Source organism: Niabella aquatica (genome assembly GCF_054779315.1).
Genome location: NZ_BAAGYM010000028.1, coordinates 141,563 through 154,668, shown reverse-complemented (window position 1 = coordinate 154,668; position 13,106 = coordinate 141,563). Strand labels below are relative to the sequence as shown.

The following is a 13,106-nucleotide window of genomic DNA, read 5'->3' as shown; positions in this document are numbered from 1 at the left end:
TGCTGCTATACTTTAAGCTTTCGGATTTTAGCCGTTCAAACGTATCTTTACTGCTTCACTATGTGCCTGCAAACCTTCGGCTTCGGCCATGGTGGTAACTGTTTTCGCAATATTTAAAAGTCCGTATTTGGTTAGTTGCTGAAAAGTGATCTTTTTATAAAAGCTGTCTAACGATACACCACTGTAGGCTGTTGCATAACCGTTGGTTGGCAAGGTATGATTAGTGCCGCTGGCATAATCTCCCACGCTTTCGGGTGAATAATTACCAATAAATACGGAGCCGGCAGTGCTTATTTTTTTGAGTAAGGTACTGTTTGTTTTGCAGGCTAGTATAAGGTGCTCCGGTGCATACAGATTGGAAAAGGCAATCGCGTTATCCAGGTCTTTCAGAATGACCAGCCTTGCATGCTGCAGGGCTTGCGCAGCTATTTCTTTCCTGGGCAGCTGTGGTATCTGTACCCGCACCTCGGCTTCTACTTTTTTAGCGATGTCTGGCGATGTGCATGCCAGTATCACCTGCGAGTCTGCACCATGTTCGGCCTGGGCCAGTAGATCGGCAGCAACAAAAGCAGGGACAGCGGTTTCATCTGCAATGACCAATACTTCTGATGGTCCTGCAGGCATATCTATAGCCACCTTACTTTGAAGGATCTGCTTCGCTGCTGTTACATACTGGTTACCAGGCCCAAATATTTTAAAAACGGCAGGAATGGTTTTAGTTCCGTAAGCCATCGCTGTTATAGCCTGTGCTCCTCCGGTTTTAAATATTTTTTCGATTCCGCATAAAGAAGCCGCATATAATATAGCGCTGTTTATTTTACCTTTTTTATCAGGCGGAGTACATAGTATAATTTCTTTGCAGCCTGCAATCATAGCCGGAACACCTAACATTAACACGGTAGAAAAAAGCGGGGCCGAGCCACCGGGAATATAGAGTCCAACCTTTTCTATCGCTCTTGCTTCCCGCCAGCAGGTAATGCCTGTTGTGGTTTCTGTTTTTACTATATCCTGTTTTTGGCTGCTGTGAAATTTCTGGATATTATTTTTAGCGTGTTGTATAGCCTTTTTTAAAGCAGGGGAAATGCTTTTAATGGCTGCTTCGATTTCTTTTTTGGTTACCTGTAAATTTTTTAACTCAACACCGTCAAACTTTTGCGCATAGTTTTTTAAAGCAGCATCCCCGTTATTAGCCACTTCATAAATAATTTCATTTACTGCCGGAAAAATAGAGCTGCTGTTTTGCACCGGCCGCTGTGCTATTGCAGGCCATGCTTTTACAGAAGGATATTTGTAAAGTTTCAATGTTTGTGTTTTTAGTCTGTAAGCTGGGATATCCGTAAGTTCGAAGGCGCGCTGAAAATATTTGAAGAGGCTGCCCTTTCTGACTTCCGGCATGCCTGATTCTTATTCAATTATTTTCTCAATCGGTAGTATTAAAATACCTTCAGCGCCTGCCGATTTCAATTGTTCAATTACATTCCAGAAATCGTTCTCACTTATTACAGAATGTATAGAAGACCAGCCTTCTTTTGCCAGCGGAACAATAGTCGGGCTGTTAATGCCCGGCAGGTATTTGCATATTTTTTCAATGCTGCTATTCGGTGCGTTTAATAAAACATATTTCGTGTATTTGGCTTTTTTAACAGAGCGGATGCGGAACAGCAACTGTTCTAAAAGCAGCTGTCTCTTTTTGGATAGATTTTTACCGGATATTAAAACGGCCTCTGATTTGAGGATGGTTTCATATTCATACAATTCATTGCTAAAAAGGGTGCTGCCGCTGCTTACCAGGTCGCAAATGGCATCAGCCAGGCCAATGCGGGGTGCAATTTCTACCGACCCGCTGATTTCGTGTATCTCAGCCTTCAGTTTATTTTGTTTTAACCAGCTTTTCAGTATAACAGGATAGCTCGTGGCCAGTTTAATTCCGTTTAAGGCCTGTATGTTTTTGGGTTTTTTGCCTTTGGGTAACGCAATGGATAAACGGCATTTTCCATAACCCAGGCGCTCTACGATCTGTGTGTCTTTATTTTTTTCAAGCACAACATTTTCTCCTACAAAACCAATATCAGCCACGCCGTCCTGTACATATTCTGGGATGTCATCATCACGCAGGAAAAGTATTTCTGCATGAAAATTTTCAACGCTTATTTTAAGTTGATTGTTTCCTGCCGGTACATCAATACCGCATTCTTTCAGCAGCTTCATAGAGCCTTCATTTAATCTGCCGGATTTTTGAACCGCTATACGAAGCTTCTCTGATTTAGCCTCTTCCTGCCCGGCAGGGAAACCTGCCCGTTTTTTACCGGACAGGCTCCCCGAAGATTTTAATTTGCTGGTTGCTTTTGTTTTCATTTTACTGTTTGTTTTTTTTAATTTTCCCCTGAGAGCGGGCTAATAAAAAAGGCTTACAAACTGTAAGCCTTTATATAAGTTGATACGTAGCACCACCCGGCTTACTGTTTTAAGTATGCGAAATGATGATGAGTATGTATGTTATTTATTGCCATTGCGTGGCAAATATATAGTTTTTTATTAAAAACAAACTTAAAATTGAAAAATCTTGTCCCTGTTTTAGCCTTAGCCATCCCTTAATTCTTTATCTTAGCCATCTTTAAAATTAATTATGCTACAAATTACCAAGCCGATAGCTTTTATTGATCTGGAAACAACAGGTACTAACTTAGGTACAGACAGGATTGTGGAAATTGCAATTGTGAAATTGTTGCCTGACGGAACAAAAAATATAAAAAGAAAGCTCATCAACCCTCAAATGCCCATCTCTAAGTCATCAATCGATATCCATGGCATTACAGATGAAATGGTAAAGGATGCACCCACCTTTGCCCAGGCCGCTCAGGAGCTAAAGCAGGTGCTGAATGATTGTGATCTTGCCGGTTATAATTCAAACAGGTTTGATATTCCATTACTGGTTGAGGAGTTTTTACGCGCCGGTATTGATTTTGATATGAAGGGGAGAAGGCTGCTCGATGTGCAGAATATTTTTCACAAAATGGAGCAAAGAACACTTTCTGCAGCGTACAAGTTTTATTGTAATAAAATTTTAGAGTCAGCCCATTCTGCGGAAGCTGATGCTGTTGCTACTTATGAAGTGTTGCAGGCTCAAATAAGCCGTTATCCTGATATAGGTAACACCATTGAATCCATTAATAAATTTTTAGGAGAAGAGCCAGTGGTAGATTTTGCACGCCGGTTTGTGATGGCCGATGGAATAGAAGTATTTAATTTTGGTAAATATAAGGGGCAGTCCGTTTCCGAAGTGCTTACCAAAGAACCGCAATATTATGACTGGATGATGCGGGGAGATTTTCCACAGCAAACCAAACAAAAGCTGACGGAGATTTTCACCCGGACAAAACTAAAAGGTTTAAAGCCCGCCTGACCGTATGGAGGGTAAAAAACTGGAATGAGCCTATTTTTTAGTAATTAAAATTTCCTGTAAGGGTTTAGGTCTTGGATAAATTAGTAATCATACCCACGTATAATGAAAAAGAGAATGTTAAAAACATTCTTGACGCAGTATTTGAACTGGAGGGAAACTTTCACGTATTGATCGTAGATGACGGATCGCCCGATGGTACCGCAGATATTGTGCGAAACTTACAATTAACTTATCCTCACCGGCTATACCTGGAAGAGAGAAAAGGCAAGCTTGGCCTAGGCACCGCTTATATTCACGGTTTCAAATGGGCGCTGGAACGGGGTTATGAATTTGTTTTTGAAATGGATGCTGATTTTTCGCATGATCCCAATGACCTGATCCGCTTATATAATGCCTGTAAAAACGATGGCGCTGATGTTGCTGTTGGCAGCCGTTATGTAAAAGGGGGTGGCTTTATCAACTGGCCGGCAAACAGGATCTTATTATCAAAAGGGGGCTCCTTATATACCAGGCTTATCACCTGGCTACCGGTTAAAGATCCAACCGCTGGGTTTATTTGTTACAAAGCAGAAGTTTTGGAAGCTATTAATTTTGATAGCATCACGTTCGTGGGTTATGCTTTCCAGATAGAAATGAAATTTGCTGCCTGGAAGCTTGGTTTCAAGATAAAGGAAGTACCTATTATTTTCAGGGATAGAACAGAAGGAAAATCGAAGATGAATAAAGGCATTGTACAGGAAGGTATCCTGGGCGTTTTAAACCTGCGCTGGCAAAGCCTGTTTAAAAGCTACAGGAGAAAGGTCCGCACAAAAACGGCAACCGGATAGCTTTCTCTTTCCATATTTACACTTAGCATTTACTGTATGTATACCAAAGCAGAAGCGTCTAATATTAAAAGAGAATTCTGGACTACGTTGGGTATGTATATGAAACCCGTGAAAAATGCGGAGGGTAATATAATTAACTGGGTCAATTATAAAACAGGTATCCGCCATATTTATTTCAGGATGGATGCGGATAACAAAGCTGCTGCGATTGCTATAGAACTTAAGCATCCTGCTGAAAAGGAGCGGCTTTTAGTATATGAGCAGCTCGGATCATTAAAAAATCACTTTAACACCAGAACAGGCGAAGACTGGGAATGGCAACCGGTATTTTATGATGATGATGGCACCAGGGCTTCAAGGATATTTACTGTTTTGGAAAAAGTAAGTGTTTTTAATAAAGAAAACTGGCCATCCATTATTTCATTTTTGAAAGAGAGAATGATAAAGCTGGATGCATTCTGGAACGATGTTAAATTTCAATTTGAAATGTAGCATTTACCAAATAGTTTTATTAAGTTCGATTACAGATTGGTGATTTATGACATATTCCGGATATGAAATGTAACCGGTTTTTTAAATCAATAAAACCATACTAATGAAGAAAACAATAATCATAGTATTTCTTTTACTTACAGGTATGATACAGGCACAAGATACAATACCACTTTATAATGTTGTTCCCAACAGTAAGCCCTTCACCAGCGAAGAAAAAAGTGAAACAGGAACCGATGGTGTTACCCGTGTAAGCCAGGTTTCGGTACCGGAAATGATCATGTTCAAACCTGTACATCCTAATGGCACTGCTGTAATAATTTGCCCGGGCGGCGGCTATGGTATTCTTGCTGTTACACATGAAGGCCTGGACGTGGCAAAGGCATTGAACGAGTGGGGAATAACTGCTTTTGTTTTAAAATACCGGCTACCCAACGATCAGATAATGATGAATCGGGCAATAGGTCCGCTGCAGGATGCAGAAAGAGCTATCCAGCTTGTAAGAGAACATGCAAAACAATGGGGTATTCATTCAAAGAAGATTGGTATTATGGGGTTCTCAGCAGGCGGGCACCTGGCGGCGTCCCTGTCAACAAGGTATCAAGAGCCGTTAATCGAAAATCATAAGCGCATTTCTTTCAGGCCTGATTTTTCTGTACTCGTGTACCCTGTTATTAGTTTTACAGATAGCCTTACACATATGGGCAGCCGTAATAATTTAATAGGTAAGAATCCTTCAGCCTATCAGATAAAAAAGTATTCCAATGAATTGAATATAGATAAAAGAACACCTCCTGCATTTTTAGTTCATGCAAAAGATGATAAAGCGGTGCCGGTAGGTAATACGATGGCCTATTACGATGCCTTAAAAGTTCAGAAAATTCCAACGGAAATTAAGATTTATAATAAGGGGGGGCATGGGTTTGGTATGCACAATAAAATGGAAGCCGGGAACTGGATGGATGATTTGAAAAAATGGATGCAATTGCAGAAGTTTTTGCCAGGTACCCCTTAAAATATATTTTATATATAAAAAAAACAAGTTTATGAAAATTGCTTTTCATGGCGCTGCTCAAACTGTTACAGGCTCCAAGCATTTGATAACGCTGAAAAATGGCAAAAAGCTTTTACTGGATTGCGGCATGTTTCAGGGCATGGGCAATGAAACTGAATTACTGAACCGTGATTTTGGATTCGTAAGCAATGAAGTAGATGCCATGATATTGTCTCACGCGCATATCGATCATTCCGGCCTTATTCCCAAATTAGTGGCCGAAGGATTTAGCGGCAATATTTTCTGTACTCCTGCTACCAAAGACCTTACCGCCATACTATTAATGGATAGTGCAGAAATACAGGAAAGTGATGCGCGGTTTATGGAGAAAAAACGTTCTACCGCATTGCCTGATTTGCTCAAACCATTGTACACGATAGGGGATGCGAAAAAAAGCATGGCATTGTTCATGCCAAAAGAGTATGGCGAATGGTTTGAGGTGATCGAAGGGGTTCAATGCATGTTTACAGATGCGGGACATATTATTGGCAGCCAATGTGTGCATCTGAAAATTAAAGAAGAAGGTAAAGAAACCCGGCTGACATTTAGCGGGGATCTGGGGCGCTACCGGGATATTATTTTACGTTCTCCGGAAGTATTTCCCCAGGCTGATTATATCATCATGGAATCTACTTACGGAAACAGCCTGCATGATAATATTACCGGAACGTTGGAGCAACTGCTGGACTGGATACAACGTGTATGTGTAGAGCGAAAAGGAAAGCTGATCCTCCCCGCCTTTAGTGTAGGACGTACACAGGAAATACTCTATTTTTTGAACCAGCTGGATCTGGAAAACAGGCTGCCGAAAATTCCTTATTTTGTGGATAGTCCTTTAAGCATTGAAGCTACTGATATGGTAAAGCGCTACCCGCAGTATTTTAATAAAAGGATACAAAATGTAATGAAAAATGATGAAGATCCTTTTATGTTTCCAGGTTTAACTTACATAAAAGATGTACAGGATTCAAAAGCGTTGAATTACCGAAACGGACCAATGGTAATTATTTCCGCCAGTGGTATGGCAGATGCCGGCAGGGTGAAGCATCATATCAGTAATAATGTAGAGAATTCAAAAAACGCGATTGTAATGACAGGTTATTGTGAGCCCAACTCTTTAGGTGCAAGGCTTTTGTCTGGAATGAACGAAGTGGGTATATTTGGAGTTGAGCACCAGGTAAATGCAGAGATCGGGCAGGTGAGAAGCATGAGCGCTCATGGAGACTATGAAGATATGAGCCAGTGGCTGGCCTGTCAAAATCCCCGGGATATTAAACAGCTTTTTTTAGTGCATGGCGAGCCTGATGTGCAGCTGGCCTTTAAAAATCGCCTGTTCAAAAAGGGGTTCCTGGACATCCTCATTCCTGAAAGACATTTTGAGATTGGGTTGGAGTAAACATTGTTTGAGTTGGATAGAGACAGACTGAAAAGGGTCTGCCTTCACTCTGACATCGGGCGATCATCATTTTTCGGCCAGCTCCGTTATCCTGATTCTTTCTAACTTATAGATACTGTTCTGCTTTTTGATAGATAAGACCTGTCATAATTGCTATACAAATACTTAGCAAAGTTCCTATAATGATGTACTCTGTAAGCTTTCTGTCCTTAGCCCTGGAAAGATCACTAAATCTTAGTATAGATTTGGCTGCTATTAAAAAGCCTATCGCAGACCATTGGTTCAGTATTACAAATAAAAATACCAGCAGGCGTTCTGTCATGCCTATATATTTTCCTGCCAGTTGTAAAGAATCTTCGTTGTTATCCTCTTTTAGCTTCCAGTAATTCATAATAAGCCGCATAACGATAGCGGCTCCATAGGTTACTGCTATAATGCAGCATAATAACAACAATACCGGCGGCCAGTTTATTACCGTATAATCTATAATTATACCAGTGTACATAATGGTAACACCTGCTATTACCAGTATATGACATATCTGGTCTATAAAAAACAGGTAGGGCTCCTTCCAGCTGCCTTGCGAATAGAGTTTCACCACATCGGTTACATAATGGCTTATAAGTATTATGATAAAGCCCTGCCAGTATTTTATATTAAATTGTAATACCATCAGCAGTAATGCTGCATGTACGCCTATGTGTAGATATAAATAGGGCGATGCCGCTTTTCTTTTATTTTTATCTGCCACCCATTTTGCCGGCTGAAAAACAAAATCTCCTAAAAGGTGTGCTAATAGTAACTTAAGAAATAGCGCTGTCATAATTGCGTAATCTTGTTTTGATAATATTGGTTTAACCTTTTGATCTCATCAAATCCTCCACGTTTCAACGCCTCACTAATGCTACTCTGTGTTTTTTTTAATAATGAGGCTATTTCGCTTTGATTTTTTTCCGGATTTTCAATGGTGGTTTTTATTAAAGTTGCCACGGTTTTGCTCCAGTTGTTCATTGTTAGCAGCGATAGATCAATCATCAGGTTCAATGTTTCATCCAGATCTTTATTGCCGGTATTCAGAACCAGTGTTTGCCGCTTCAAACCATCAAAGCTTTCTCCAGAGCGAATAAACGCTTCGCCGGTAGCTGCTGTTATTTTTCGAGCAGTACTATCAATATTTCCAATACCGATAGACATCCGCACATCCATATGCGTTATTTGCTTAATACAGCTTTTAATATGGATAGCAGCAGTAAAAGCCATTGCTGGTTGTAATCGTAACTGAAAGCTGTCACCCCTGTAAATTTCCCAGTCCTTAGGCTCTTTGCCGTATGTGCTTAGTGCTTTTTTTAACTGCAGCAGCCATTTTACAGGCTTCTGGCTTCTTGAGTTTACAATGTCGCCGGTAATAACTGCAATTGTCTTTTTCATTTTTTATATAAATATCGGCTTTATAACCGATATTTCAAAATATCGGCTCTAAATCCGATAATTTAAATTATAGGGCTTAGGGCCGATATATGCCAAAAGGGCTTATAGAGATGCGGGGCCTGTAAAATTCTCCCTGCTAAAACTCACAGAAGCAAGCACAAATGAATAGAGGAACACAAAGTCTTTTTATGATTTTTGTACTGGCGATTATTGAACACCTACAAAAATCCCTGTTCCACAGCCTTTTTTATAAGTGCTGCGGAGTTATTTACTTCGAATTTCTGCATCAGATTCCGGCGGTGGGTTTCAACCGTTTGTGAGCTGATGTACAGCTGTGATGCTATTGCCACAGTTGTAGCGCCATTGCTTACCAATAAAAGAATTTCCTTTTCACGTGTAGTAAGCCGGGGCAATATATTACTGGTTTGAGTATTACTGAATAAAACTTTTTGCAGCTCCGATTGCAGTACGAATTTATTATCCAACACCCGGAAAATAGATTCAATAAGATCATTTTTAGATGTATTTTTCAACAGGTACCCGTCAGCACCATTTGTCAGCATATCGTTAATAACACTTCGTTCTGTGTGATTGGTTAATGCGATGATCTTTATTTTTTTATTTTTTTGTTTGAGCAGTTTGCACATTTCTATACCGGACATAGCAGGCAGGCTGATGTCAAGCAACAGGATATCCACGGTGTTTGTTTCCAGGAATTCCATTGCTTCTTCAGCAGTAGAAAAGGTGCCTGCTAACTCAAGCTCATCCGTATTGTTGATTATGCTGCTTAATCCCTCAATAATAATGGAGTGATCTTCAACAAGGACTACAGATAATTTAAAGGGTTCCATCTGTTCTTATTTCAATATTAGTAATTGTACCTTTTCCAGGTTCGGAATTAAAATCCATTTTGCCTTTTAAAAAATCTACCCGGCTTTGTATATTATCAAGCCCTATGCCCCGGCGGCTGCTGTAGCCGGATTGATTGATACCTTTCCCATTGTCTTCAACAGTAATATAAAAATAAGCACCATCCTGGCTGCATTGTAAATAGGCCTCCGATGCATCGGCATGTTTTACAATATTGGAAAGCAGCTCCTGTATAATCCTGAAAATAATGATCTGTATCTGCTTGGAAAATGTTTCAGCGCTTATATTAATAAAACTATGACAGATCTTTAATTTTTCATTAGACAGGGATTGGCAAAGATCGGCTAAAGCTGTTTCAAGCCCCGAACGCAGCAATGCTTCCGGCATCATGTTACGCGCAATGCGACGTAGCTCTGTTACTGAATTGTCTAATTGACCAATGGCTTTATTTATTTCAGGGGTGCTTACATCCTGAAGCGCATGAGTGAGGTTTATTTTAACACCTGCCAGCATTCCTCCAAGCCCGTCATGCAAATCCTGCGCCAGCCGTGCACGTTCTTTTTCCTCACCTTGTAGTAAAGCTTGTGTAAGGGCAATCTGCTGCTGCTGCTTTAGCGATTGTACCTGCTGCTCCGATTTGGCTTTTCTTATACGATAAAGATACATGAACAGGAGGGAAACTGTTAAAAGCCCTCCAAAGCTGATCCACATCAGCATACGCTGTATCTTTTCTTTGCTGCTTACCAACAATAACTCTTTTTCTTTTTTTTCATAGTTATATTTTGCTTCCAGCTTTGCAAATTCCAGCTTGTTATTTTTAGTTGTTAAGCTGTCTGCAAACTCTGTATATTTCGACAACCATTTATAGGCTTCTTTGGTATCTCCTAATTGCTGATGTAGATAGGCTAAGTCGTGATAGAGTTGCTCTTTGTCGCTGTCAATCAATGCATAACCACCATTTAACAGCTCCTGTATGGTGTTTTTTGCCTCTCTGTAATTTTTTTGCTCATCATATATCCTTGCTTTCTGATATAAAAGCTCCCGGATTTCAAATGGATTATTGTTTTTCCTGGCCAGCTTTAAGCCATTGTCTAAGCTATTAATCCCTTTTTCTACTTCTTTAAGATCTATATGATACATGCTTTTTACAATGTAGTAGTCAATACAGTATCCTGAGTGGGGGAAAAGGTGAATATACCTGTAAGCACTATCTAAGTATTTTTTTGCGCTTTTATAATCTTTCAAAAAACAATAAGACCTTGCTATATTGACATAATTACCGAGGGAATACTCGTTATCCGGGCCAATACTTTTTATAATATCATTTGATTGGGAGAAATAATATATGGCTTTTTGCAGGTTTCTGTTATTCATAAAGGGAAGCCCGACCATCGTATAATACCCTGCCATTTTAATTTTATCTCCGGCTTTAAGTGCAAGCGGGATAGCTTTATCCAATAATATACTGGTGTATTCCTTATCATTATTCCGGTATTGTTCAAGAACAGCAATATTGCTCCAACTACGGGATTGGTACAGGTATGATGCGGCGATAGGGAATTTTTCAAACAGCCGGTTCGCTTTTTTAAATTCGGCCAGGCCTGCGTCATAATTATAATCCATATATATCCGGCCCAGATAAAAATGACCGATAGCGCGGGTGTACTCATTGTTTTTAGCAAGCTGCATCCCCTGTTGGTTATAGCTGATGGCTTTTGCCGTATCTGTGGCAGACAGGTGATCGCCAATCTCGAACAGCAGCCTTGCCTTTGTTGTATCGTTAGATACTTTTTTGTATAGCAGGATAAGGCTGTCACTGGCTGTATCCTGGGCTCTTACGTTTTGGCCTATAATCAGGATAACAAGGTGGGTAGACCAGCTTATTACCTGCTTGGTTATATGGATATTTCTTATCCGCATATGCAACATATTACAAAAATCGGGTTTAAAACCCAAAGCTTTCATCCATGAAAACCGGTATTTCGGTGAAAGGTTTTCTGGTATGAAAAAATGACGGTTTACATCAATTGTCTTAGGGGCTCTTTAGCGCGACCTTAGCACTGAACTTCTAAAGAAAAAAATATGAAACATTTATTTGCACTACTTCTTATTTTATTAATGTCTGCCCCGGCATCTTTTGCACAGAATAAAGAAGCCCAACGGGGTAATCGTGTTTACATTTTACAGTCGAAGGAAAAAGGCGATATAGGCGGAGTAGTAAATGATTTTAAGGAAGCGTTGCGCAACTGGAGTTACTGGAAAGTGGTAAACAGTGAAAAAGAGGCCGATATATTAATTGATGTAAACATAGATACGCACCGCGGCGTAACCTGGACCTCATGGGGTGGCAAGTCTGTATCTATCAGCGCTACTGTGCTGTCGAAAGAGAAAGAAACTATCTGGCGCTCACATACTTATAAACGCAGCCCTAACGGTAGCAACGGTTTTAATTCCGGAGAGGCCGTTGTAAGAAAAGTGATAGCTGAAATGAAAAAGGCATTCAGGTAACACCATTATTTTAAAACTCTAAATTTTAATTTATGAAAAAATTTTACACAGTCTTCCTTATTGTATTTATTATTGCCGCATTCAGCGCCTGTAAAAAAGATAATCCGGGTACAAAAGAAACGATTGTCTATGAAACCGGCTTCAGTACTGACGACGGGCATTGGTACACAGGTACTACAAGCACCAATGCAGTTATTTCCATAGATAACGGGTATTATATATTTAAAAGTGGATCCGCAGGAGGATGGGATACCTGGCTAAATTCAGTTTTTAATAATAATGTCAGCAACTCCGGCATAGAAGCATCTTTTAAGGTAGCGACTACCGGCCAGCCAGGCTGGGGAAACGGAGGATTGCTGTGGAACATTCTGAAGTCTGCAAATTCTGATACTTACGTTTCGTATTATTTCCATATATCACATAATGGTTATTATACAATCTACGGCTTTCCTGATGGTACTACCAAAAAAACATTTGTTGACTGGACACTTAATAGTGTGATAAAAAGCGAACAGTTCAATACACTGAAAATAATATTAAAAAACAGTAAGCTTCATTTTTATATCAACAATTCGGAAGTGTATAACATGGAGACAATATCTGGCTTTGCAAATCTGGATAAAGTTGGATTAGGTGTTTCCAAATATACGAACATGCAGGTGGATTATTTTAAAGCTATTACTTTCTGATATTGCCCCTTCAGTTTACCTGATCTGAACAGGGTTGATGTCATTATTAAAGAAATAGTGTTTCTAAGCTAAACAGTTTTTATGTATACCAGGATTTTATTATTAACAATATTATTGGCTATAAGCCCTGCCGCCTTTTTATGCGCGCAAAATTTTAAAAAGCAGCAAAAGCAGCAACGGGCTGCGATAGAAGCAGCATACAAGAAAAAAAGAGTAACACAAAGAGAATATTATAAGTTAATCGCCGAACAGGAATCCATTGCGCATGCCATAGAAAAGGCGGAGGCTGACGGTTATATGGACCCGAGAGAAAAGAACAGTATCTATGGTAAAATACAGCGTGCCGAAAAACGGTTGCGTAAATATAGAACCAACCGGGAAGTGTATTAACATCTTTGTCATAACGGGGAACAAAAAGAGGCTGTCATTCTTTTTGATA

At 39.9% G+C, this 13,106-nt stretch carries 14 protein-coding genes; 8 read left to right on the top strand and 6 right to left on the bottom strand.

The window, feature by feature from the left end:
• Positions 1 to 27: 27 nt before the first annotated feature.
• Together hisD and hisG are read right to left on the bottom strand one after the other, a co-directional pair.
• Complete coding sequence (gene hisD / locus ACYVBM_RS18440) at positions 28 to 1,302, bottom strand: histidinol dehydrogenase (RefSeq protein ID WP_460687174.1); 1,275 nt, start codon at positions 1,300 to 1,302, stop codon at positions 28 to 30.
• Between the two features lie 102 nt (positions 1,303 to 1,404).
• Positions 1,405 to 2,355: an ATP phosphoribosyltransferase gene (hisG, locus tag ACYVBM_RS18435; protein ID WP_460687173.1), complete on the bottom strand. Its 951-nt coding sequence runs from the start codon at positions 2,353 to 2,355 to the stop codon at positions 1,405 to 1,407.
• Positions 2,356 to 2,626: 271 nt separating this feature from the next.
• Here hisG and ACYVBM_RS18430 point away from each other — a divergent pair, with 271 nt between their 5' ends.
• From ACYVBM_RS18430 to ACYVBM_RS18410, 5 genes are all read left to right on the top strand, one after another.
• Complete coding sequence (locus ACYVBM_RS18430; RefSeq protein WP_460687172.1) at positions 2,627 to 3,403, top strand: exonuclease domain-containing protein; 777 nt, start codon at positions 2,627 to 2,629, stop codon at positions 3,401 to 3,403.
• Between the two features lie 71 nt (positions 3,404 to 3,474).
• Positions 3,475 to 4,230, top strand: coding sequence for a polyprenol monophosphomannose synthase (locus tag ACYVBM_RS18425; RefSeq protein ID WP_460687171.1), 756 nt, complete (start codon positions 3,475 to 3,477; stop codon positions 4,228 to 4,230).
• A gap of 36 nt (positions 4,231 to 4,266) precedes the next feature.
• On the top strand, positions 4,267 to 4,722 hold the full coding sequence (locus tag ACYVBM_RS18420) for a DUF4268 domain-containing protein (protein ID WP_460687170.1): 456 nt from the start codon (positions 4,267 to 4,269) through the stop codon (positions 4,720 to 4,722).
• 103 nt (positions 4,723 to 4,825) lie between these two features.
• On the top strand, positions 4,826 to 5,737 hold the full coding sequence (locus ACYVBM_RS18415) for an alpha/beta hydrolase (RefSeq protein WP_460687169.1): 912 nt from the start codon (positions 4,826 to 4,828) through the stop codon (positions 5,735 to 5,737).
• Positions 5,738 to 5,768: 31 nt separating this feature from the next.
• Positions 5,769 to 7,172: an MBL fold metallo-hydrolase RNA specificity domain-containing protein gene (locus ACYVBM_RS18410; protein ID WP_460687168.1), complete on the top strand. Its 1,404-nt coding sequence runs from the start codon at positions 5,769 to 5,771 to the stop codon at positions 7,170 to 7,172.
• A gap of 106 nt (positions 7,173 to 7,278) precedes the next feature.
• Here ACYVBM_RS18410 and ACYVBM_RS18405 read toward each other — a convergent pair whose 3' ends face one another.
• From ACYVBM_RS18405 to ACYVBM_RS18390, 4 genes are all read right to left on the bottom strand, one after another.
• Positions 7,279 to 7,995, bottom strand: coding sequence for a DUF3307 domain-containing protein (locus ACYVBM_RS18405; protein ID WP_460687167.1), 717 nt, complete (start codon positions 7,993 to 7,995; stop codon positions 7,279 to 7,281).
• Positions 7,992 to 8,600 (bottom strand): SatD family protein, encoded by a 609-nt coding sequence (locus ACYVBM_RS18400; RefSeq protein ID WP_460687166.1) that lies wholly within the window; start codon positions 8,598 to 8,600, stop codon positions 7,992 to 7,994. The genes ACYVBM_RS18405 and ACYVBM_RS18400 overlap by 4 nt, the downstream gene beginning before the upstream one ends.
• A 218-nt stretch (positions 8,601 to 8,818) precedes the next feature.
• The gene (locus tag ACYVBM_RS18395; protein ID WP_460687165.1) at positions 8,819 to 9,451 is read right to left on the bottom strand and encodes a response regulator; all 633 of its coding nucleotides are present in this window, start codon (positions 9,449 to 9,451) and stop codon (positions 8,819 to 8,821) included.
• Complete coding sequence (locus tag ACYVBM_RS18390) at positions 9,438 to 11,390, bottom strand: tetratricopeptide repeat-containing sensor histidine kinase (protein WP_460687164.1); 1,953 nt, start codon at positions 11,388 to 11,390, stop codon at positions 9,438 to 9,440. Before ACYVBM_RS18390 ends, ACYVBM_RS18395 begins: the two co-directional genes overlap by 14 nt.
• A 162-nt stretch (positions 11,391 to 11,552) precedes the next feature.
• Here ACYVBM_RS18390 and ACYVBM_RS18385 point away from each other — a divergent pair, with 162 nt between their 5' ends.
• The 3 genes from ACYVBM_RS18385 (at position 11,553) to ACYVBM_RS18375 (ending at position 13,057) form a co-directional block, all read left to right on the top strand.
• Positions 11,553 to 11,978, top strand: coding sequence for a hypothetical protein (locus tag ACYVBM_RS18385; protein WP_460687163.1), 426 nt, complete (start codon positions 11,553 to 11,555; stop codon positions 11,976 to 11,978).
• A 32-nt stretch (positions 11,979 to 12,010) separates the two neighbouring features.
• Positions 12,011 to 12,667: a hypothetical protein gene (locus ACYVBM_RS18380; protein WP_460687162.1), complete on the top strand. Its 657-nt coding sequence runs from the start codon at positions 12,011 to 12,013 to the stop codon at positions 12,665 to 12,667.
• Between the two features lie 81 nt (positions 12,668 to 12,748).
• Positions 12,749 to 13,057: a hypothetical protein gene (locus ACYVBM_RS18375; RefSeq protein WP_460687161.1), complete on the top strand. Its 309-nt coding sequence runs from the start codon at positions 12,749 to 12,751 to the stop codon at positions 13,055 to 13,057.
• Positions 13,058 to 13,106: the final 49 nt, after the last annotated feature.

What these genes read in the sequence shown, in the direction of transcription:
- hisG (WP_460687173.1), bottom strand. Translation starts at nt 2,355, where the DNA reads ATGAAAACAAAAGCAACCAGCAAATTAAAATCTTCGGGGAGCCTGTCC.
- ACYVBM_RS18430 (WP_460687172.1), top strand. Translation starts at nt 2,627, where the DNA reads ATGCTACAAATTACCAAGCCGATAGCTTTTATTGATCTGGAAACAACA.
- ACYVBM_RS18420 (WP_460687170.1), top strand. Translation starts at nt 4,267, where the DNA reads ATGTATACCAAAGCAGAAGCGTCTAATATTAAAAGAGAATTCTGGACT.
- ACYVBM_RS18415 (WP_460687169.1), top strand. Translation starts at nt 4,826, where the DNA reads ATGAAGAAAACAATAATCATAGTATTTCTTTTACTTACAGGTATGATA.
- ACYVBM_RS18410 (WP_460687168.1), top strand. Translation starts at nt 5,769, where the DNA reads ATGAAAATTGCTTTTCATGGCGCTGCTCAAACTGTTACAGGCTCCAAG.
- ACYVBM_RS18405 (WP_460687167.1), bottom strand. Translation starts at nt 7,995, where the DNA reads ATGACAGCGCTATTTCTTAAGTTACTATTAGCACACCTTTTAGGAGAT.
- ACYVBM_RS18400 (WP_460687166.1), bottom strand. Translation starts at nt 8,600, where the DNA reads ATGAAAAAGACAATTGCAGTTATTACCGGCGACATTGTAAACTCAAGA.
- ACYVBM_RS18395 (WP_460687165.1), bottom strand. Translation starts at nt 9,451, where the DNA reads ATGGAACCCTTTAAATTATCTGTAGTCCTTGTTGAAGATCACTCCATT.
- ACYVBM_RS18390 (WP_460687164.1), bottom strand. Translation starts at nt 11,390, where the DNA reads ATGCGGATAAGAAATATCCATATAACCAAGCAGGTAATAAGCTGGTCT.
- ACYVBM_RS18385 (WP_460687163.1), top strand. Translation starts at nt 11,553, where the DNA reads ATGAAACATTTATTTGCACTACTTCTTATTTTATTAATGTCTGCCCCG.
- ACYVBM_RS18380 (WP_460687162.1), top strand. Translation starts at nt 12,011, where the DNA reads ATGAAAAAATTTTACACAGTCTTCCTTATTGTATTTATTATTGCCGCA.
- ACYVBM_RS18375 (WP_460687161.1), top strand. Translation starts at nt 12,749, where the DNA reads ATGTATACCAGGATTTTATTATTAACAATATTATTGGCTATAAGCCCT.